Annotated in this window: 22 protein-coding genes and 1 tRNA gene; 14 read left to right on the top strand and 9 right to left on the bottom strand. The window is 59.0% G+C overall.

What is annotated here, in order from left to right:
* Positions 1-52 precede the first annotated feature (52 nt).
* Together FHT78_RS23905 and FHT78_RS23900 are read right to left on the bottom strand one after the other, a co-directional pair.
* Positions 53-757: an RlmE family RNA methyltransferase gene (locus FHT78_RS23905; RefSeq protein ID WP_183749053.1), complete on the bottom strand. Its 705-nt coding sequence runs from the start codon at positions 755-757 to the stop codon at positions 53-55.
* A gap of 2 nt (positions 758-759) precedes the next feature.
* The gene (locus tag FHT78_RS23900; protein WP_183749052.1) at positions 760-2316 is read right to left on the bottom strand and encodes a Ppx/GppA phosphatase family protein; all 1557 of its coding nucleotides are present in this window, start codon (positions 2314-2316) and stop codon (positions 760-762) included.
* A 246-nt stretch (positions 2317-2562) separates the two neighbouring features.
* Here FHT78_RS23900 and FHT78_RS23895 point away from each other — a divergent pair.
* The 4 genes from FHT78_RS23895 (at position 2563) to FHT78_RS23880 (ending at position 4312) form a co-directional block, all read left to right on the top strand.
* Positions 2563-2636 (top strand) — tRNA-Gln (locus FHT78_RS23895).
* A gap of 217 nt (positions 2637-2853) precedes the next feature.
* Positions 2854-3168, top strand: a complete 315-nt coding sequence (locus tag FHT78_RS23890; protein ID WP_183749051.1) for a hypothetical protein — start codon at positions 2854-2856, stop codon at positions 3166-3168.
* Between the two features lie 14 nt (positions 3169-3182).
* Positions 3183-3503 carry a hypothetical protein gene (locus FHT78_RS23885; protein WP_183749050.1) on the top strand — a complete coding sequence of 107 codons (321 nt, stop codon included), beginning with the start codon at positions 3183-3185 and terminating at the stop codon, positions 3501-3503.
* Between the two features lie 206 nt (positions 3504-3709).
* Positions 3710-4312 carry a hypothetical protein gene (locus FHT78_RS23880; protein ID WP_183749049.1) on the top strand — a complete coding sequence of 201 codons (603 nt, stop codon included), beginning with the start codon at positions 3710-3712 and terminating at the stop codon, positions 4310-4312.
* Positions 4313-4496: 184 nt separating this feature from the next.
* Here FHT78_RS23880 and FHT78_RS23875 read toward each other — a convergent pair whose 3' ends face one another.
* Complete coding sequence (locus FHT78_RS23875; protein WP_183749048.1) at positions 4497-5231, bottom strand: DUF6551 family protein; 735 nt, start codon at positions 5229-5231, stop codon at positions 4497-4499.
* A gap of 305 nt (positions 5232-5536) precedes the next feature.
* On the opposite strand from FHT78_RS23875, the gene FHT78_RS23870 reads away from it, so the two are divergent.
* The 7 genes from FHT78_RS23870 to FHT78_RS23840 all read left to right on the top strand — a co-directional run bounded on the left by FHT78_RS23870 (position 5537) and on the right by FHT78_RS23840 (position 9339).
* Positions 5537-5833, top strand: a complete 297-nt coding sequence (locus FHT78_RS23870) for a hypothetical protein (protein ID WP_183749047.1) — start codon at positions 5537-5539, stop codon at positions 5831-5833.
* A gap of 5 nt (positions 5834-5838) precedes the next feature.
* Positions 5839-6147: a hypothetical protein gene (locus FHT78_RS23865; protein WP_183749046.1), complete on the top strand. Its 309-nt coding sequence runs from the start codon at positions 5839-5841 to the stop codon at positions 6145-6147.
* 81 nt (positions 6148-6228) lie between these two features.
* Positions 6229-6444 carry a hypothetical protein gene (locus FHT78_RS23860; RefSeq protein ID WP_183749045.1) on the top strand — a complete coding sequence of 72 codons (216 nt, stop codon included), beginning with the start codon at positions 6229-6231 and terminating at the stop codon, positions 6442-6444.
* Between the two features lie 204 nt (positions 6445-6648).
* On the top strand, positions 6649-7053 hold the full coding sequence (locus FHT78_RS23855) for a hypothetical protein (RefSeq protein ID WP_183749044.1): 405 nt from the start codon (positions 6649-6651) through the stop codon (positions 7051-7053).
* A 172-nt stretch (positions 7054-7225) separates the two neighbouring features.
* Entirely contained in the window at positions 7226-7423 is a 198-nt protein-coding gene (locus tag FHT78_RS23850) for a hypothetical protein (RefSeq protein WP_183749043.1), read from the top strand.
* Between the two features lie 538 nt (positions 7424-7961).
* The gene (locus FHT78_RS23845; RefSeq protein ID WP_183749042.1) at positions 7962-8507 is read left to right on the top strand and encodes a hypothetical protein; all 546 of its coding nucleotides are present in this window, start codon (positions 7962-7964) and stop codon (positions 8505-8507) included.
* Between the two features lie 187 nt (positions 8508-8694).
* Positions 8695-9339: a hypothetical protein gene (locus FHT78_RS23840; RefSeq protein WP_183749041.1), complete on the top strand. Its 645-nt coding sequence runs from the start codon at positions 8695-8697 to the stop codon at positions 9337-9339.
* A gap of 14 nt (positions 9340-9353) precedes the next feature.
* Here FHT78_RS23840 and FHT78_RS23835 read toward each other — a convergent pair whose 3' ends face one another.
* Genes FHT78_RS23835 through FHT78_RS23825 form a run of 3 tightly spaced genes read right to left on the bottom strand, consistent with a single transcriptional unit; the run spans position 9354 to position 11335 of the window.
* Complete coding sequence (locus tag FHT78_RS23835; RefSeq protein WP_183749040.1) at positions 9354-10148, bottom strand: anti-sigma factor; 795 nt, start codon at positions 10146-10148, stop codon at positions 9354-9356.
* Positions 10132-10749, bottom strand: a complete 618-nt coding sequence (locus FHT78_RS23830) for an RNA polymerase sigma factor (protein WP_183749039.1) — start codon at positions 10747-10749, stop codon at positions 10132-10134. Before FHT78_RS23830 ends, FHT78_RS23835 begins: the two co-directional genes overlap by 17 nt.
* Before the next feature lie 49 nt (positions 10750-10798).
* Entirely contained in the window at positions 10799-11335 is a 537-nt protein-coding gene (locus tag FHT78_RS23825; protein ID WP_183749038.1) for a tetratricopeptide repeat protein, read from the bottom strand.
* Positions 11336-11507: 172 nt separating this feature from the next.
* Here FHT78_RS23825 and FHT78_RS23820 point away from each other — a divergent pair, with 172 nt between their 5' ends.
* From FHT78_RS23820 to FHT78_RS23810, 3 genes are all read left to right on the top strand, one after another.
* Positions 11508-12560 (top strand): type III polyketide synthase, encoded by a 1053-nt coding sequence (locus FHT78_RS23820; protein WP_183749037.1) that lies wholly within the window; start codon positions 11508-11510, stop codon positions 12558-12560.
* Positions 12557-13060, top strand: a complete 504-nt coding sequence (locus tag FHT78_RS23815) for an isoprenylcysteine carboxylmethyltransferase family protein (RefSeq protein WP_183749036.1) — start codon at positions 12557-12559, stop codon at positions 13058-13060. The genes FHT78_RS23820 and FHT78_RS23815 overlap by 4 nt, the downstream gene beginning before the upstream one ends.
* A 76-nt stretch (positions 13061-13136) precedes the next feature.
* The gene (locus FHT78_RS23810; protein ID WP_183749035.1) at positions 13137-14384 is read left to right on the top strand and encodes an FAD-binding oxidoreductase; all 1248 of its coding nucleotides are present in this window, start codon (positions 13137-13139) and stop codon (positions 14382-14384) included.
* Here the strand turns inward: FHT78_RS23810 and FHT78_RS23805 are convergent.
* Genes FHT78_RS23805 through FHT78_RS23795 form a run of 3 tightly spaced genes read right to left on the bottom strand, consistent with a single transcriptional unit; the run spans position 14374 to position 16646 of the window.
* Complete coding sequence (locus tag FHT78_RS23805; protein WP_183749034.1) at positions 14374-14910, bottom strand: gluconokinase; 537 nt, start codon at positions 14908-14910, stop codon at positions 14374-14376. The two genes, FHT78_RS23810 and FHT78_RS23805, sit on opposite strands and share 11 nt — an antisense overlap.
* Positions 14911-14955: 45 nt before the next feature.
* Entirely contained in the window at positions 14956-15795 is an 840-nt protein-coding gene (locus FHT78_RS23800) for a dipeptide ABC transporter ATP-binding protein (RefSeq protein ID WP_183749033.1), read from the bottom strand.
* A complete protein-coding gene (locus FHT78_RS23795) occupies positions 15795-16646 on the bottom strand; it encodes an ABC transporter ATP-binding protein (protein ID WP_183749032.1) in 852 nt (283 codons plus the stop codon). The genes FHT78_RS23800 and FHT78_RS23795 overlap by 1 nt, the downstream gene beginning before the upstream one ends.
* Position 16647 lies beyond the last annotated feature (1 nt).

The raw sequence follows: 16647 nt of genomic DNA, 5'->3' as shown, positions 1-16647 counted from the left end.
ATCGGTGGTATCCAGTCCTGGGAAATCATCATCCGCAGGACGGGTGCAAAGATCAAGCCTCCTCGGGCTCCGCCTCGGCCTTGCGGCCTTTGAAACCCTTCGCCAGCAGGAACATCTCGACCGATTCGGCACGAGATGAAGCAGGTTTGACGTGCACGACCTGACGGAAATGCTGCTTCAGCATGGCGAGCAGATCCCGTTCGGTACCGCCCTGGAAGGTCTTGGCGAGGAAATGCCCACCCTCGCCCAGCACTTCGACGGCAAAGTGCGCTGCGACCTCACAAAGGTGCATGGTGCGCAGATGGTCGGTGCGGTGGTGGCCAGTCGTTGGGGCGGCCATATCCGAAATCACCAGATCGGGCGTGCCGCCGACGGCCTCCATCAGCTTCTCCGGCGCTGTGGGATCAAGGAAGTCCAGTTGGAGGATCTTGACGCCGGGAAGCTGGGCCATTTCCAGAAAGTCGATTGCGGCAACGCGGACATCCTCGTCCGTCGATCCTGTCACCTTCGCGGCGATCTGTGACCAGCTGCCGGGGGCAGCACCGAGATCGATGATGCGCTTTGCGCCCTTCAGGATATGGTACTTCTCATCGATCTCCAGCAGCTTGAAGGCCGCACGTGCGCGATAGCCCTCGAGCTGGGCGCGCTGCACATAGGGATCGTTGATATGGCGCTGCAGCCACTGGCGGGATGAGGCCTTCAGCTTCTTTTTTTTGACGCGCTGGCCGAGCTTGCGGCCGATCGGTGCTTTGGTCATGCCTACCCCTTGTTTCCCCGCTGGCCGCGACGGTTGCGATTCCGCCGCCAGACGCCGTCATCGGCCATCATGTCGGTGAGCAGACCTTCCCTCAAGCCGCGATCGGCAACACGCATGCGCGGGCTCGGCCAGCGGCGGCGGATCGCCTCCAGAATGGCGCAGCCTGCAAGCACCAGATCGGCGCGATCCGGCCCTATGCAGGGATTGGCGGCGCGGCTTTCGAAATTCCAGGAGAGAAGCTTCGCCTGCATGGCGGAAACCTCATCATCTGACAGCCATATGCCATCGACCTTGCGGCGGTCGTAACGCGGCAGGTCGAGATGCACGCCAGCGAGTGTCGTCACCGTGCCCGAAGTGCCGATCAGATGGAAATCGCCATCTTCGGCAATCTCGATCTCGGGGCAATCGAAATTCGACAGCATGCCCGCAACCTCACTTACCATGCCCTCGAAAACCTCCGGCGTCACATCCCGGCCACCGTGCCGTTCCGAGAGAGTAACGACGCCGACGGGCAGCGAGGTCCAGTGGGTGATGTGATTGGCAAGGCGGGCGAAGCGGTTATCGCCGATGCGGATGACGGCGATCTCCGAGGAGCCGCCACCGATATCGAAAAGAACGACGGAGCGCGTCTCGCGGCCGACCAGCGACGAGCAGCCTGACACGGCAAGTCGCGCCTCGGTTTCGCGATCGATGATTTCAAGGTCCAGCCCGGTTTCTGCCACGACGCGTTTCAGAAATTCCTCGCCATTGGCCGCCTGGCGGCAGGCCTCGGTCGCAATCAGCCGCATGCGGCGGATCTCGCGGCTCCGAAGCTTGGAGGCGCAAATCCTGAGCGCATCGACAGCCCGCTCCATCGCTTCGTCGGACAGCCTGCCGCTGGCGGCAAGCCCTTCGCCGAGGCGCACGATACGGGAAAACGCATCGACGACGCGGAACTGGCCGGGGCGCGTGGGCTGAGCGATCAGCAGACGGCAATTGTTGGTGCCGAGATCAAGCGCCGCATAGAGCTCATCCGGCCAAGGATGTTCGCCCCCTGCCCGCTCAACTTCAGGACCTGACTGCCGGCTCCTGCGATTTGCAGCTTCGGCGTCGTGGACCTCGCGCGGAGAAGGTCGCGTAGGAGCATCAGCGCGATGCTCGGGTCTCGCAGACGGCGGCGCCTGCACAGGGACGAGAGGCCTGCCCTGCAGACCGCGCTTGCTGCGATGCTTGCGGCGGTTGCGGCGGCTGGAGGGCGAATCGCCATCCGGCCGTGTTCCACCATGACTGTGCGTGACGATCTGAACAACGGCTTGGGGCTGAGCGGCGATATCGGGTTGAGATGTGCCACGCCCACCACGACGGCGGCGTTTCCGCTTACGGGCCGGGCTTTCCGTGTCTTCCTTCGGGCGCGCTGTCTCGCCGGCATGGCCAGAAAGATCATGCGAAGCGGGCTGAGCGGCGTTGCGGGATTGCCCGCCACGCTTGCCCTTACGGCGCCTGGACTTCTTGCCGTCCTTGCGCCCTGCCGCCAACGCCCCGTCAAATTGCGGCCTAGCGCCGCCTTCGGGGTCTTCCACGTTCGTTTTCCATCGCGCCGCGCAAGTCCTGAAAGGTATGCAGCAGGCGCTCATTCGATTTTTGCGTTGGCGCGAAGATATCAGCGACCGGCGAAATCACCAAATTCTTTTTGATTCCGGATTTTAGCCGCCCGATTTTCACGCGGATTGGAAGGGTCGAATTTTTTCAAAACGGGTATTTGCAATCTGCCAGCTTTTGTTTATAAGCGCCGCACACCAGCCGAGCCAACTTGGGTTCGCAGCTGCTGGGGAATAGTTCAATGGTAGAACAGCGGACTCTGACTCCGTCGATCTTGGTTCGAATCCAGGTTCCCCAGCCAAACCTTTTCTTCAAAGAAATCAGTATCATATGAGCGTTAGCGATGCGGATGGTGGGCCGTTTCGTGTCGCATGCGGTTGCAACATGGTTCCTGCATTTCCGAGGGTTTCCAACGTGCCACGGCGACTCCACGCGACATGCTTTGCAACATGTTGCGATTCATCGGTCGCTCTGGCAGGTTGCGACTGCAACGCGAAACATTGGGGAGGGACAACGTTATGTCGATTGAGGGATACCATCGGGAGAAGTTCGCGTCAGCGGTCAGCAATCTGGTCGGGCTTGGAGATATTCGTACTCGTGTCGAGCACGCGTTTGTCTCTCTTGTAACCGTAGACCCGACAAAGATGATCGGCGAGACAGGGAAGAAATATCAGGCTCTCCACGCGAAGGTCACGAGCCGCCCAGAAGAGGCCGAAGGAGAGGGAACAATCCGGTCCACGTTGCACCACATGACAGAGGAAGACGTGAGCGGCGTCGCGGAAGAAATCCTCGAAATTCACAACCAGTTGCTTCGAGATTTCTCAGCCGGTTAACGAGGAGGACTAAGATGAGGAAGGCTGCCGCCATCGGGTCGGCTCTGGTTCTACTTGCGGCGGGTGTCTCCAGTGCTGGAATTATGGACCGCTCGGACTGCCTGAATGGGCCGACTTCCTTCGGGTCCGGAGTTGGCCCGGTGATCGATTCGTTGCAGAAACGGCTCGTCGCGTGCTTCAATTACGGCAACGAGATCGAAGTTGAGAACCACAATTCGCAGGCGCAACAGATCCAAATGCTGGCGAAAAAGATTGATGAGCTGGAATCACGGCTGGTAACACAGGAGCTTCAGATTTCTACCTTGAATATGAAAATCTCCAATATGCCGCACTGAGCTCTAAGTGATATGTCCATGTCGGTTCGAAATGCTGACGCTGGATTCAAGCTCATCGCTTTCTTGCGATCTTGGATCGCGATAGCCGGCGTCATCGGCGAGCTTTTCAATCGGTCTCGATCGTCGTCGCACCGCTTGCTATCGATATCCATTGGAGCGGCGACATCGGACTGGCCGCGAAGATGGTCCCGGTGAGAGGATAGGCATTGACTGAACCTCCTCCTTACGATTGGAGAAAACCAATCGGCGTCGACTATGCTCTGGATGAGCCTGAGTTCATGGCTGAGTATGGACGAACTATGTCAGCCTGGGGCAATGTCGAGCATGCTCTAGGTAGCGTCTTTGCTACCGTCCTCAATGTTGAACAGGTTTTTCACGCGCGGGCGGCCTTTCACAGTGTGATATCGTTCCGAGACCGATTGGGAATGATCGATGCTCCGATGGCACTGGTGACCAATACCTTTCCCGGAGAACAATGGGCTCATTTGCGGAAAGAATGGGGTCGGCTGAAAGACGCGACAAGCAAATCATCGCGGTATCGCAACATTCTTGCCCATATGCATGTTTGGCATAGTCCGACCGCAGGCACATTCGGTTGGAAAGACATCACTCGCATTTCAGAACTACCCATCGATGCGGTGGAACGGAAAAAGGTGACAGTCACCATCAGCCGGATGCGCGACTATCGAAAATCCTTCGAAATTTGCACACGGCGAATTGGGGAATTTGAAGGAGAGCTCAAAAAGGCAATGAAAAATCCGGTGCGTGATGTGTTCCCAACTGCCATCGACAGTGGGGCATCAGAATAACTCTCCCGCTTCCAAAATATCCGTCAGTCACGCACGCCATAGCTGAGGGCGCGCTGGATTACTTCCTGATCCAGCCAGCATCCTAGATGAAAATCCCATTAGGCGCCGGGTCTAATACTGGCCGGCGCCAAGTTTGTTAGGCAACGCGAGCTAGTGACTGTCGCCGCTTCTTGCACTTCCGGAACTAGGTGATCGCCAGTGCCTTCCAGAACTGGACCTTATGAGTTGCCGCGAAGATCTTCGCCTCGTCCTCGGCGGTGAACAGAAGGTCAATGATTGCTTCCGTCATATCCTCTGGCGCGATTTTCTCGCAGTATTCGGCATCGGTCGTGAGCAACTCGACAGCCTTGATCTGAGGCGCCGTCAGCGGCCCGCGTTCAGCGTTTGCCAACACCTCCAGGATCTCGCGGGCGAGCTTTGGACCGCGCCGATTGATGAGTGCTTCAACCTGCTTGATGGCAATCGTCTGCCGGACGCCGGTACCGGTATAAGCATTCGTCGTTTTCAGCACTTTCACCCCTGCCCGGCTGCACACAAGTTCAAGTGTCTGAGCGTCTTCGTCGGCCGCTGCGAGTGCTGCTTGATGGAGCTGCAGGGTGGTGACGCCGAGGCGTTCCGTGTTCTGGCCGATGAACGCCTTTGCCTGAGCTACAGTGGTTTCGGCTTCAACGATCATGATCGGAATCTTATCGATGTGGCGGGTGGAAGCCGCGGCAATTGCAGTGTGCTGGCCGTCCAGAACCTTTAGGATCGTCTGACCATCGTACTCCGCATACGCGCAGATCGGCGGCTTATACTTCACCCAGTCGAAATCCTCGCTGATTCGCCTGATCTGGCGAGAGCCCTTCTCACTGATGTTTCGCTGGTACGCGGGATCAACATAAAGCTCGGTCGGCTTGACGAGCTCGAAGATAGGCATTCCCGTCGGCGGCGTCTGAGGCTCCAAGCCAGAGATGCTGACGGGCGCTATTGGGCGGATGTTTTCCTGCATTGCTTTCCCTCGTGTTCGTCCGAGGAACGTGAAAGAGTGAGGCCAGGATAGGAATTAGCCAAAGCTATTATCGTTTCGCGTCGAATAACATCCACAGGGAGCCGTCTCATTCCAGTGTAAGTTGTGGACAAATCGCCCATCCGCACGGGGATAGTTGCGGTGATCATGCGACTCATCCGGCAAAACGCTATCGTGTCGAGCGTTATCGTTTGCACTTTTTTGGAGAATGCTCTGTGAGCAACGATGTAGTCGTGAAGTCGGGTAACGTTGTGCGTGTAGGCGATCATGACGCTGAGATCCGAGACGTCGAAGCTCGCACAGTGTTCGTCGATTTCTTCACTGAGAACCGCGTCAACAATAACACGGTCTGCCTTTCCTTGGGCGCACTGCACGTAGATGCAGCGAATGAACCAGTGATCGATGTTTCCACGCGCCTGCGAATGGATCTGGGCTTTGCCCAAATGCTGCACGGTGTGCTCGGAGAACTTATTTCGTCCGCGCTCAAGCCGATCGATCAGAAACCGAACTGATAAAGATGGATAGCATTTCCAAGGTGCTCGGTGCTTTGATCAAAGGTTTGGGCTTGGTTCTTGGAGGCTTAGTCGGATTCGGACTGCTGTTAATTGGCTTAGAAACCTGGGCCAACGCCAGTACAGAGCGATCATCGTATGAATGCGTTGTTCGTCGGATGGATCATCACATCGCAGAAGCTAGTACGGGCGCGTACCATGACACATGCATGGCAGCACTCGGCTATCGGCGCGTGGGCGGCTGCTATTCGGGAAATCTTGTCGCTGCGCCGTCGTTCTGCTTCGCGCCTTCCTGGCAATTCTGGAAAAGCTGAAGAGGAGACAGCGAATGTCGCGGTGATTGACATGCGTGCATGCAGTGCCGCTGTGTCGCCTACCGCGAATTGGAGCCCACCATGACCCCTGCTCGCTTCACCGAATGCCTTCTGCACATCCGCTGGACGCCGATAAACCTTGCCAGCACGCTGCAATGCGATCTGTCGTGGGTGGAAGCGCTGGAAGCGGGGAACATCGAAATGCCCGCGGGGTTGGCCGCATGGCTGGAGACGCTTGCTCAGTGCCATGAAGCCGCAGGTGTCCCTACGATATTCCGCGGGCGGGGACACGAGTGAGGAGAGAGATACAACTGCTGAGCAGGGTCGTGTGCCTGTTTATGGTGGCTTCCGTTCTCAGCGGCTGCGGCAGTTTCTGTCCCGCGCGCGCAACGCCTGCTTACCTACGACGGAAGTTGTAGTTCAGCTCACCAGTAAGTGTAGGTTGCGTCCAGCTACCTCTAAGTTGCAGTATTGTTTAGCCTAACAATAAGGGGGATGATCATGCCTTTGAGGAAAAAAACTCTGTTGTGTGTAACTACGCTGGGGCTCATCAGCTCGTGTCAGTCAACAGTATTCAAGACAGGTGGCGGTGTTAGTCCTTTGGGCATAAAGCCGGACTGTGACAACAGCACTCATATCTGCAAAACTAAAATTAGCGAGGTACACCAGGACGATCCAGGCGATACAAGAGTGCGGTTGGTTTACGATGCGCCTGCCGGAGTTTCATTCACAAATCCAGCGCGAGGTGTCGAGGTGGAAGCCGGCGGTGCTGAGCATCATGTACACGTATTTCTCACCGGTTCGCAAAACTTCGAATGCGAGTGGTTTGCCAAGAAGAAGCTGTTTGGCGATAACGGCTTGGCTAAAGGCTATTGCTACGTCACGTTCACTGGCACCGCACCTTGATGAAAAATGGCTTGCGGCAGACGAAAAGGCGGGCTTCGGCCGTCTACCACGCCGGCCACTTCATAGAGGAAGCACCCGGAGGGCGTCGCCAATACTGTGCGGTTGACTCTGCCACACAATGAGAACATAATAAGAACACCTTGCAAGGTGAGCAGGTCGCGCGGCAACATCGTTGTTTTACACCCATGAGCACCGCGCGACCGCTGTCTTAACCGCCCCCCAAAAGATGACCATGAGACGTTTTGACGAAATCCGCTTGCTCAGCAAGCAGGTCATGCGCTGGCGCTTTCTTGATCGAGAAAACCGCTGGGAAATTGCCGCTTTCCGCGTTCCTAGCGGCAATGACCTGCTCAGGGCGTCATCGGTGTGATACCCGAATTTGTAAGCGCGGCCGTTCGCGGGCAAATTTCGTAAGCGCGATTAGATAACAAAATCATAATTTTAACTGCCGCGCTTACGAAATTACGAAATTACGACCTATCTCCAACTCTCTTGGGGAGAGCCAACAGCCGCTGGAATACCGGCTGTCTCTCCATCTGAGTTTCACTATTATCTTCGTAAGTCCGTAAGCGAAGCAGTAATTCTTTGAAACCATTGCGGAAATTCGCTTACGAAGTTCATATGTGCAATCGTAAGCGGCGTAAGCAATTCTGCCGGCCGTCGTAAAAGAAAACCGTCCGAAGATAGCGTCTCCAGTCGGGTGCGCCAACATCTGCCGAAAGGTCCGTTCCCGCTCTCACCGAGCATGCTCGAACTCGCTGCGACCATCTCGCCCAAAGCTCGCCGCTCACATCGCCGCGAACATGCCAATCCAAGCCGCATGCCGGAACGCTTGAGGATGACCCCGGTAGCAAAAACTCAACCTTCCGTCGGTAGAATCACCTCACGACTTGGAGATGGTTCGAGCCATGAAGACCTTTTCTGCACTATTGCTGGCAGCCCTCCTCATTCCGGCCGTGGCCCAGGGGAGCGAGACGGAATGGATGGGCGACGCGCGGCAGTGGTCGGTCGGGTTTGTCGACGAGAAGCCGTCCTATTGCCGACTGGTCTGGAACGACGAGCTCGGCAAGACGGCTGAATTCCGCCAGAGCCTCGACAGCGTCATGTGGCTCGTCTCGAAGGATGGCTGGGATATCCCCAAGGGCACGGCGACCAAGGTAACGCTTGTCGGCTATTCCGGCACCAAGGCCGTACCGGCCGAATTCTTCGACAGCAAGACGCTTCGCATCCTGCCGGCCAGCGACAAGACGGCCGTGGCGCAGATCAAGAAGATCCTCAAGAATTCCTTTATTGGCACGCCCGATATGGAACTGGATTTTGCCGGAAATGAAGGATCATGGGTCGTGCCGCTCTCGCGGCTCCAGCAGATGTATACGACCTATGTCAACTGCCTGAACCGTCTCGTTCCCGCCAATCAGATCAGCCCGGTGTCCGACAAGACCCAGCCGTTCTAAACTCTCTGTCTCCACGCAATTCCGAACGCAAAATCAGGGCACTTTTGCTGGAGTTGCTGCCCGTCTGCGGCGCCACGTCGCAGCGAAGCGCCACAAATTTGGCCGGCGTCACAGTGATCATCCGTCCTGCCGCCGCGCTTGCCCACGCGGGCGGTTGGATAGTGTTCTTCCAGTTCAGGAGGTCATTGTGCAAAAGCTTCGTATCGCATTCCTGATGAGTGCCGCTGTCATCGCCGCCGCAGAACTTGCCGGCCCGGCTGCAGCCGAGACGATCGCCCACAAATCCGCCAATACCCACGTGTTCGTGATGCGACTGCCGGATGGTTCCATTGAACAAATTCGCTATGCCGGCGACTGGCCGCCGCAGGTCCGCATCGACAGTCAGCCGGAGCCCGGTTTCTTCGATCCTTTCTGGCCTTCGACACCCTTTGCCGATCTCGACCGCATATCCGCCGACATGGATCGCGAGGCTGCCGCCATGCTGCAGCAAGCCGACAGCATGATGCTGATATCACCGGGCAATCTGACGACGATCGGTCTCAGCGATCTGCCGGCCGGAGTGCGGGGATATTCCATGGTCTCCACCATATCCGGTAACGGCGTCTGCACCCGCAGCGTCCGTTACGTCAGCACGGGCAACGGCAAGCCCCATGTCGAGAGCAACATGTCAGGCAATTGCGCTCCCGGCAAGGCAGCGAGTGCGCCGGTTCCGGCCAAGGCGCCACGGCCGGGCGTCAGGCAGAAACCATCTGGCATCATCGAGGTGAACGCCCAGCCACAGGTTCTCAATGCGTCACAGGCAAATCTTCGGCTTGCGAGCGTAGCTAATTGAGGCCGTCCGTCAGCCTAGACCGAAATTTTGCCCCTGATGGCGTCGGCGATCTCCGTCATGCGGTCGACAGGGGCATGGCCGATCAGCATGAAGGCATGGGCGGCGCTTGACCAGTAGACGACGTTCATGCCCTTGCGGCCCTCGATATCGGGGGCTTTGGGGCCGCCGTCGGAGGCGACGATGCAGAGCGCCATGGGGCCGGTTTTGGGATCCAGATAGGCGATCTGTGCGAGCGGCTTGCCATCATATTGCAGGATCTGGGCGCGCTTGAAATCGATATCCGGCAGGGCGACCTGCTCTGGCGAGAGTTGCAGGCGGAGGTCGCCATCCAGACTGGCGAGCTGCGCTGCCTGCACATCTCTGGGCGGAACCGGACCGGTGAGCGTCTCCGGCGTATAGAGCGAAATATATTCGGCAACGACGGCGCGCCATTCGCTGTTTTCATCCTTGCCCGAGAGCCTTGCGCCGACACCGATCACGGCGCGATCGACGGCGATGCCGGCAACGATCGAAGCAGCAAGCGCGCCGAGAAAGCCTCGACGGCTCATGAAGGCAGCCGGCCTTGCAGACTGGGCGGCGGGGATGGCCCACAACATGGATTCAAGCTTTGCCTGCGGAGCGGCATCGAGCAGCGGCGCGAAGGCTTGTTTGTAAGGCAGGCTTGCACGCGCCAGGAATTCCAGCCGTTCGGCGACAGCCTCATCTGCCTCGATTATCGCCTCGATGCGGGCAGCCTCTTCGGGCGCAAGCTCACCATCGATGAAGGCGGTCAGTTCCTCGTCGGAGGGCATTTTATGCTTCGTGTTCATTCGAATCCCCCTGCCGATACGGTTCGGAGAGCTTCGCGCGGGCAGCTGCCAGCCGGCTCATCACGGTGCCGATCGGAACATCCAGTATGGCAGCGACCTCGCGATAGGAAAGTCCTTCGACATAGGCGAGAAACACCGCCGATCGCTGCGCCTCCGGCAGCGCGTGCACCTGTTTCAAAACCTGGTTCGCCATGACATGCGTTTCGGTATCGCGGGCGCCGTCGAAGGTGAGCGTCTCGTCGGCATCGACGAAACCCTGCCCCTGGCGTACGCGGCGGGCACGGATCTCATTCAGCCAGATCGAATGCAGGATCGAAAACAGCCAGCGGTCGAGCCGCGTGCCTGCTATAAACTGATCGGCCCGCTCCAGCGCGCGAACGCAGGTCGCCTGCACGAGATCGTCGGCCACATCACGCTGATGCGAAAGAACGAGGCCATAGCGCCACAGACGGGAAAGATGCTCCGTCAGGCCGCTCCTGATATCCGCTTCGCTCGCGATGGTTGCCTCCGCGCATACTAACTGTTTCGGGACCGCCGGCGGGGCCGGCGATTCCGTTCTGGCGCGACTATAGGCAGGAAATGTGGTGTGTGCGACCGACATCCGGAAATAGCCTTCAATCAACCTTGCCTCTCTCCTGCCTTGGCCCGGTTCAGATCTTCGACGGATCAAGAATGGCGGCGTTGAGGTCCTGATATTCTTCGCAGCCCGTGCCGCAGATCGCCTTGATGGTTGTCAACTGCTCCTTTGCGAGGTCGAGCTGACCTTTGATGACATAGGCTTCGCCGAGATATTCGCGGACCTTGGCATATTGCGGATCAAGCTTCACCGATTGCAGGTAGTAGGAGATACCTTCATCCGTGCGGCCGAGTTTGCGGGTGGCGTAACCGCGATAATTCAGCCATTCGGCATTGTTCTGATCTTTGACAGTGTCGAGCATGGCGAGCGCTTCTTCATAGCGGCCGGCCTTGGCGAGCGAGTAGGCGTAATCGGTGCGGTTCTCGTCCGTTACGTTGGCGCTCTGCTGCTTGACGCATTTCTTTGCCTTCTTGTCGTAGATCTCGCCCTTCTTGCAGGTCGGCATGGTGCTGCTATCGTCGCCGATCGCGAAGACGGGGCCGGAGAAGACAGACGCGGCAATGCAGCCGCCGAGCAGGAGGGAAGCAATGCGGACAGTCTTGATCGTCATGGGATAACTCCTCGAAAAATGACGTTGCGAGGAGTGAACACCGCTGCATCAAGCTTTATTCGGAGGGCCTTCGAATTTTTCGGTCACGGCTTCGTGAAGGGCGCCACGTCGAATAAACTCTGCAGCCAGCGTGTTTTCCGCTCGTTCCGCCGGGGGCGATAAGGAGCATACCGTGACTCAATCCGTCAGACTTTTAAGTCTCGCCACTGCAGTGCCTGACCATATCATCTCGCAGAGCCAGGCCGCGGAGGCCTCCGCGCGCCTGTTTGCCGATCGCTTCAAGGAATTTCGCCACCTCGCGCGCGTGTTCGACAATGCCGGCATCGCAAAACGTCATGCCGCCCGTCCCCTCTCCTGGTTTGAAGAGACGCATGGCTGGCAGGACAGGATGGAGGCCTATGAGGAGGTCGCCGGCGCATTGTTCGAAGAGACGGCAACGCGTGCGCTTGATCAGGCCGGGCTGACAGCCGGTGAGGTCGATTGCGTGGTCACGGTCTCATCCACCGGCATCACCACGCCGAGTCTTGATGCGCGGTTCGCTGGCCGGCTCGGCTTTCGCGCGGATATCGAGCGCGTGCCCGTCTTCGGGCTTGGCTGTGCTGCCGGCGTTTCCGGTTTCGGCATCGCCTCGCGGCTGGCGCGCAGCCGCCCGGGTGCCGTAGTGCTCTTCGTCGCCATAGAGCTTTGCACACTCGCCTTCCGTCTGGATGAACTGACGAAACCGAACATCATCGCCACCGCGCTCTTCGGCGACGGGGCTGCAGCCTGCGTGCTGCGATCAGGCAAAGGTGGCGTGGCGGAAGTGGAATCGGCTGGCGATCACCTGTTTCCCGATACGCTCGACATCATGGGCTGGAAGATCGACGATACCGGGCTCGGCATCCTGCTGGCGCAGGGACTGCCGCCATTTGCAGAAAAGGAACTCGGCTCGGCGATCGACGGTATCCTGGCGCGCAGCGGGCTCAAGCGGGGTGATATCGACCGCTTCATCTGTCATCCCGGCGGCACGAAGGTGCTGGCGGCCATGGAAAGTGCGCTTTCGATGGCGACCGATGCGCTCGACATCGAGCGGTCGGTGCTTGCAGATTACGGCAATATGTCCTCGCCGACAGTGCTCTTCGTTCTGGAGCGCGCTATCAGCAGAGGCCTGCCGGACCGGGCGGCGATGATCGCCATGGGGCCGGGCTTTACCGCAAGCTGCGTTACGTTGCGGAGGGTCGCATGATGTGGCCTTCCATCGCACTGCTCACCTTCGTGACCGCCCAGCGGCTCTCCGAACTTGTCATCGCGCGCCGAAACACGATGGCGCTCTTTGCAAGGGGAGCCCGCGAGATCGCGCCCGATCATTACCCCTATATGGTGGCGCTCCATACGGGCTGGCTCGCCGGGCTTTGGATGCTCGCGACGGGACAGGCGATCCAGCTCTTCTGGTTCGGTGTTTTCACGCTGCTGCAGGTGCTGCGGCTCTGGGTGCTGGTGACGCTTGGGGAGCGCTGGACGACGCGCATCATCATCCTGCCCGGCGCGCCGCTCGTCGAAGGCGGCCCCTACCGCTTCTTCAAACATCCGAATTATATGATCGTCATCGGCGAGATCGCTGCCCTGCCCCTTGCCTTCGGCATGCCGCTCTATGCGCTCGTCTTTTCACTCCTCAATGGCGCAATCCTGACGGTTCGCATCAGGGCTGAAAATGCCGCACTGGAAAGCGCAATGATTTTGAAATGATATGCGATTTTTCGTTTGCACCGCAGCATCGAGATGGGCATTTTAGGCCTCAAAATACAGCGGAATGCAGGGAAAAATGACCAAAAACGCAATCGTGCTCGGCGCCGGTATCGTCGGGGTTTCGACGGCCATCCATCTTCAACGCCGCGGTCGGCAGGTGACGCTCATCGACCGCAAGGAGCCGGGTAACGAAACCTCCTTCGGCAATGCCGGCCTGATCCAGCGCGAAGGCGTCATGCCCTATGGTTTTCCCCAGCAGCTCGGCCTGCTGCTGCGCTATGCGCTGAACAACCGCATCGATGCGCATTATCACCTGAAGGCGCTGCCGAGCCAGCTCGCCTTCCTCGCCCGCTACTGGTGGAACTCCAATCCGAAGCGGCACGAGATGATCACCAAGGCCTATGCGCCGCTGATCGAGAATTCGATCACCGAGCACAAGGATCTGATCGAGGCCTCGCATGCCGAAGCGCTGATCCGCAAGGATGGCTGGATGAAGATTTTCCGTACCGAGGCCAAACGCGACGAGGCCTTTGCGGAGGCGGCTCTCTGGAAGGATCAATTCGGCGTCAGCTACGAAAGCCTGACCTCATCTGATATCGCCCGTCTGGAACCCAACATCATGGGCGATTTCGTCGGCGGCCTGCGCTGGATCGACCCGTGGTCGGTCCTCGATCCTCATGCGCTGACGCGTGCCTACCGCAGCTATTTCGAAAGCCTCGGCGGCAGGTTCGTGACCGGGGATGCGGCCTCGCTCGGGCAAGCCGGCTCCGGCTGGAAGATCATGACGTCGGAGGGATCGCTGGAAGCCGACGACGCCGTCATGGCGCTCGGTCCCTGGGCGGCGGTCGCGACGCAGCGTCTCGGCTATTCCTTCCCGCTTGGCGTTAAGCGCGGCTACCACATGCATTACAGCGTTCAGGGCAATGCGGTGCTCAACAACTGGACACTCGATTCCGAGCGCGGCTATTTCCTTGCTCCAATGAACAAGGGCGTGCGCCTGACGACGGGTGCGGAATTCGCAGCGCTGGACGCGCCGAAGACCCCGGTGCAGCTCGACCGGGCCGAAGCCGTGGCGCGCACGATATTCCCGCTGGGTGAGAGACTGGATCCGGAACCGTGGATGGGTGCCCGGCCCTGCACGCCTGACATGATGCCTGTTATCGGCAAGGCGCCGCGCCATCAGGGCCTGTGGTTTGCCTTCGGCCATGCCCATCACGGGCTGACGCTCGGGCCGGTGACGGGACGTGTGCTGGCGGAACTGATGAGCGGCGAGACGCCGTTCATCAATATCGCGGCCTATTCGCCCAGCCGGTTCAACCCGTAATACCAAGGGCGGCGAGAGCCTTCAGGGCCTTCGCCGCTATATCCTCGATCGTATCATCGATATCGACGGTCACGACGCCCTTTTCGCCTGTCGGCACTTCCAGTGTCTGTAGCTGGCTTTCCAGCAACGACGTCGGCATGAAGTGGCCCTTGCGGTGCGCCATGCGGTCCGTCAGCAGCTCTTTCGAGCCTTCGAGATAAACGAAATAGAGGTTGCCGCCAGCTGCCGCCCGCAAGCGGTCGCGGTAGATACGCTTCAGCGCCGAGCAGGAGACGATGATGCCTTCGCCCTTGGCAAGCGATGCCTTCATCGTCTCGCCGATACGGTCGAGCCAGGGCATCCGGTCCTCGTCGGTCAGCGGAATGCCCTTCGACATTTTCTCGACGTTGGAAGCGGGATGAAGGGCGTCGCCTTCGACGAACGGCAGGCCGAGGCCCGCCGCTATCTTTTCGCCGATCGAGGATTTGCCGGAACCGCTCACTCCCATGACGATGATTGCATGGAGACTTCCGTTATTCTCGGTCATAGCTCATCTCGGTCATCGTTCTAGCGTGAGATATCTGCGGGCTTACTAGGCTGCAGAGACGGCAGCGGCCTTGCGTGCAAGACGTGCCTTGATCGTATCGACATCCGCCCGCGGGGTCGCTGCAAACAGGGTCTTGGTATAATTGTGCTGCGGATCGTTGAAAACCTGCTCCCGCGTGCCGTATTCGACCGCCTCGCCGAAATACATCACCATAACCTCGTCTGCCATATAGCGAACAACAGACAGGTCGTGGCTGATGAAGACATAGGTCAGGTTCAGTTCGTCCTGCAGGTCCGCAAGGAGGTTGAGCACCTGCGCCTGTACAGACAGGTCGAGTGCGGAGACCGGTTCGTCGAGAACCAGGAGCCGCGGGTTCAGCATCAACGCGCGGGCGATGGCGATACGCTGACGCTGGCCGCCCGAGAACATGTGCGGAAAGCGGTTGAAGTGAACGTCCTGCAGGCCGACTTTTTTCAGCATCGCCATTGCCAGGTCGCGCCGTTCGGCAGCCGGCGTATTGGTGTTGATGATCAGCGGTTCCATCAGGATATCGCCGATCTTCTTGCGCGGATTCAGCGATCCGTAGGGATTCTGGAAGACGATCTGGACCTTGCGGCGGATTTCCGGCGTCAGATCGCCCTTGAAGATATCGACCTTCTTGCCGTCGATGAAGAGTTCGCCCGACGTGGCGGGATCGATCATCGTCACGATGCGGGCAAGCGTCGACTTGCCGCAACCGCTTTCGCCGACGATCGCCAGCGTCTTCCCCTGCTCGACGCTGAAGCTCACGCCTTTGACGGCATGAACCGTCCTTGCCTTCTTGAAGAGGCCGCCCGGCAGGTAATAGTCGCGGACGATGTTCTTTCCTTCGAGAACTGGCGTCATCAGGCCGCTCCCTCCACAGTCTTATTCGGATTGAAAAGTTCGCCAATGGTTGGCAGCCGGTCGCCGGTCGCATTATCTGGAAGGGCGGCGAGCAGTGCCCGCGTGTAATCGCTCTTGGGCGCCTCGAAGAGCGAGAGCACATCGGCCTCTTCCATCTTGCGGCCCTTGTACTGGACGATCACCCGGTCGGCCGTCTCGGCAACCACGCCCATATTGTGGGTGATCATGATCAGGCCCATGCGATGCTCCGTCTGCAGGCGCATCAGAAGATCGAGGATCTGCTTCTGGATGGTCACATCGAGCGCGGTGGTCGGCTCATCGGCGATCAGGAGCTTCGGGTTGCAGGCAATGGCGATAGCGATCATGACGCGCTGGCACTGACCGCCCGACATCTGGTGCGGGAAATGGCCAAGCCGCTCGGCGGGATCGGGAATGCCGACCGCCTGGAACAGCTCGATTGCGCGCTTGCGCCGCGCCGCCTTGTCCAGACCGAGGTGAATTCTCAGCACCTCTTCGATCTGGAAGCCGACGGTGAAGCAGGGATTGAGGCTGGCAATCGGTTCCTGGAAGATCATCGACATATCCTTGCCGATGATCTCGCGGCGCTTGGCACCGGACATGCCGAGTAGGTTCTGGCCGTCGAAGACCATCTTGTCTGCCGTCACCTTTGCCGTCCAGGGCAGAAGGCCCATGGCCGCCAGCATCGAGACTGATTTGCCGGAGCCGGATTCGCCGACGATCGCCAGGACTTCGCCCGCGTCGACCTTCAACGAAACGCCATCGACGGCGCGGAAAGGACCGGTCGAGGTCTGGAATTCGACGACGAGATTTTCAATTTCGAGGAGCGCCATC

It is taken from the genome of Rhizobium sp. BK196, assembly GCF_014193255.1.
GTDB lineage: Bacteria > Pseudomonadota > Alphaproteobacteria > Rhizobiales > Rhizobiaceae > Rhizobium.
Note: the sequence above shows the minus strand (reverse complement) of the source record. Positions and strands in the feature narration are given on the sequence as shown.

Bases quoted from the DNA above. Each gene is read 5' to 3' on its own strand.
- FHT78_RS23905 (WP_183749053.1), bottom strand. From the start codon at position 757: ATGACCAAAGCACCGATCGGCCGCAAGCTCGGCCAGCGCGTCAAAAAA.
- FHT78_RS23890 (WP_183749051.1), top strand. From the start codon at position 2,854: ATGTCGATTGAGGGATACCATCGGGAGAAGTTCGCGTCAGCGGTCAGC.
- FHT78_RS23885 (WP_183749050.1), top strand. From the start codon at position 3,183: ATGAGGAAGGCTGCCGCCATCGGGTCGGCTCTGGTTCTACTTGCGGCG.
- FHT78_RS23875 (WP_183749048.1), bottom strand. From the start codon at position 5,231: ATGCCTATCTTCGAGCTCGTCAAGCCGACCGAGCTTTATGTTGATCCC.
- FHT78_RS23865 (WP_183749046.1), top strand. From the start codon at position 5,839: ATGGATAGCATTTCCAAGGTGCTCGGTGCTTTGATCAAAGGTTTGGGC.
- FHT78_RS23860 (WP_183749045.1), top strand. From the start codon at position 6,229: ATGACCCCTGCTCGCTTCACCGAATGCCTTCTGCACATCCGCTGGACG.
- FHT78_RS23855 (WP_183749044.1), top strand. From the start codon at position 6,649: ATGCCTTTGAGGAAAAAAACTCTGTTGTGTGTAACTACGCTGGGGCTC.
- FHT78_RS23845 (WP_183749042.1), top strand. From the start codon at position 7,962: ATGAAGACCTTTTCTGCACTATTGCTGGCAGCCCTCCTCATTCCGGCC.
- FHT78_RS23835 (WP_183749040.1), bottom strand. From the start codon at position 10,148: ATGAACACGAAGCATAAAATGCCCTCCGACGAGGAACTGACCGCCTTC.
- FHT78_RS23830 (WP_183749039.1), bottom strand. From the start codon at position 10,749: ATGTCGGTCGCACACACCACATTTCCTGCCTATAGTCGCGCCAGAACG.
- FHT78_RS23825 (WP_183749038.1), bottom strand. From the start codon at position 11,335: ATGACGATCAAGACTGTCCGCATTGCTTCCCTCCTGCTCGGCGGCTGC.
- FHT78_RS23815 (WP_183749036.1), top strand. From the start codon at position 12,557: ATGATGTGGCCTTCCATCGCACTGCTCACCTTCGTGACCGCCCAGCGG.
- FHT78_RS23810 (WP_183749035.1), top strand. From the start codon at position 13,137: ATGACCAAAAACGCAATCGTGCTCGGCGCCGGTATCGTCGGGGTTTCG.
- FHT78_RS23805 (WP_183749034.1), bottom strand. From the start codon at position 14,910: ATGACCGAGAATAACGGAAGTCTCCATGCAATCATCGTCATGGGAGTG.
- FHT78_RS23800 (WP_183749033.1), bottom strand. From the start codon at position 15,795: ATGACGCCAGTTCTCGAAGGAAAGAACATCGTCCGCGACTATTACCTG.
- FHT78_RS23795 (WP_183749032.1), bottom strand. From the start codon at position 16,646: ATGGCGCTCCTCGAAATTGAAAATCTCGTCGTCGAATTCCAGACCTCG.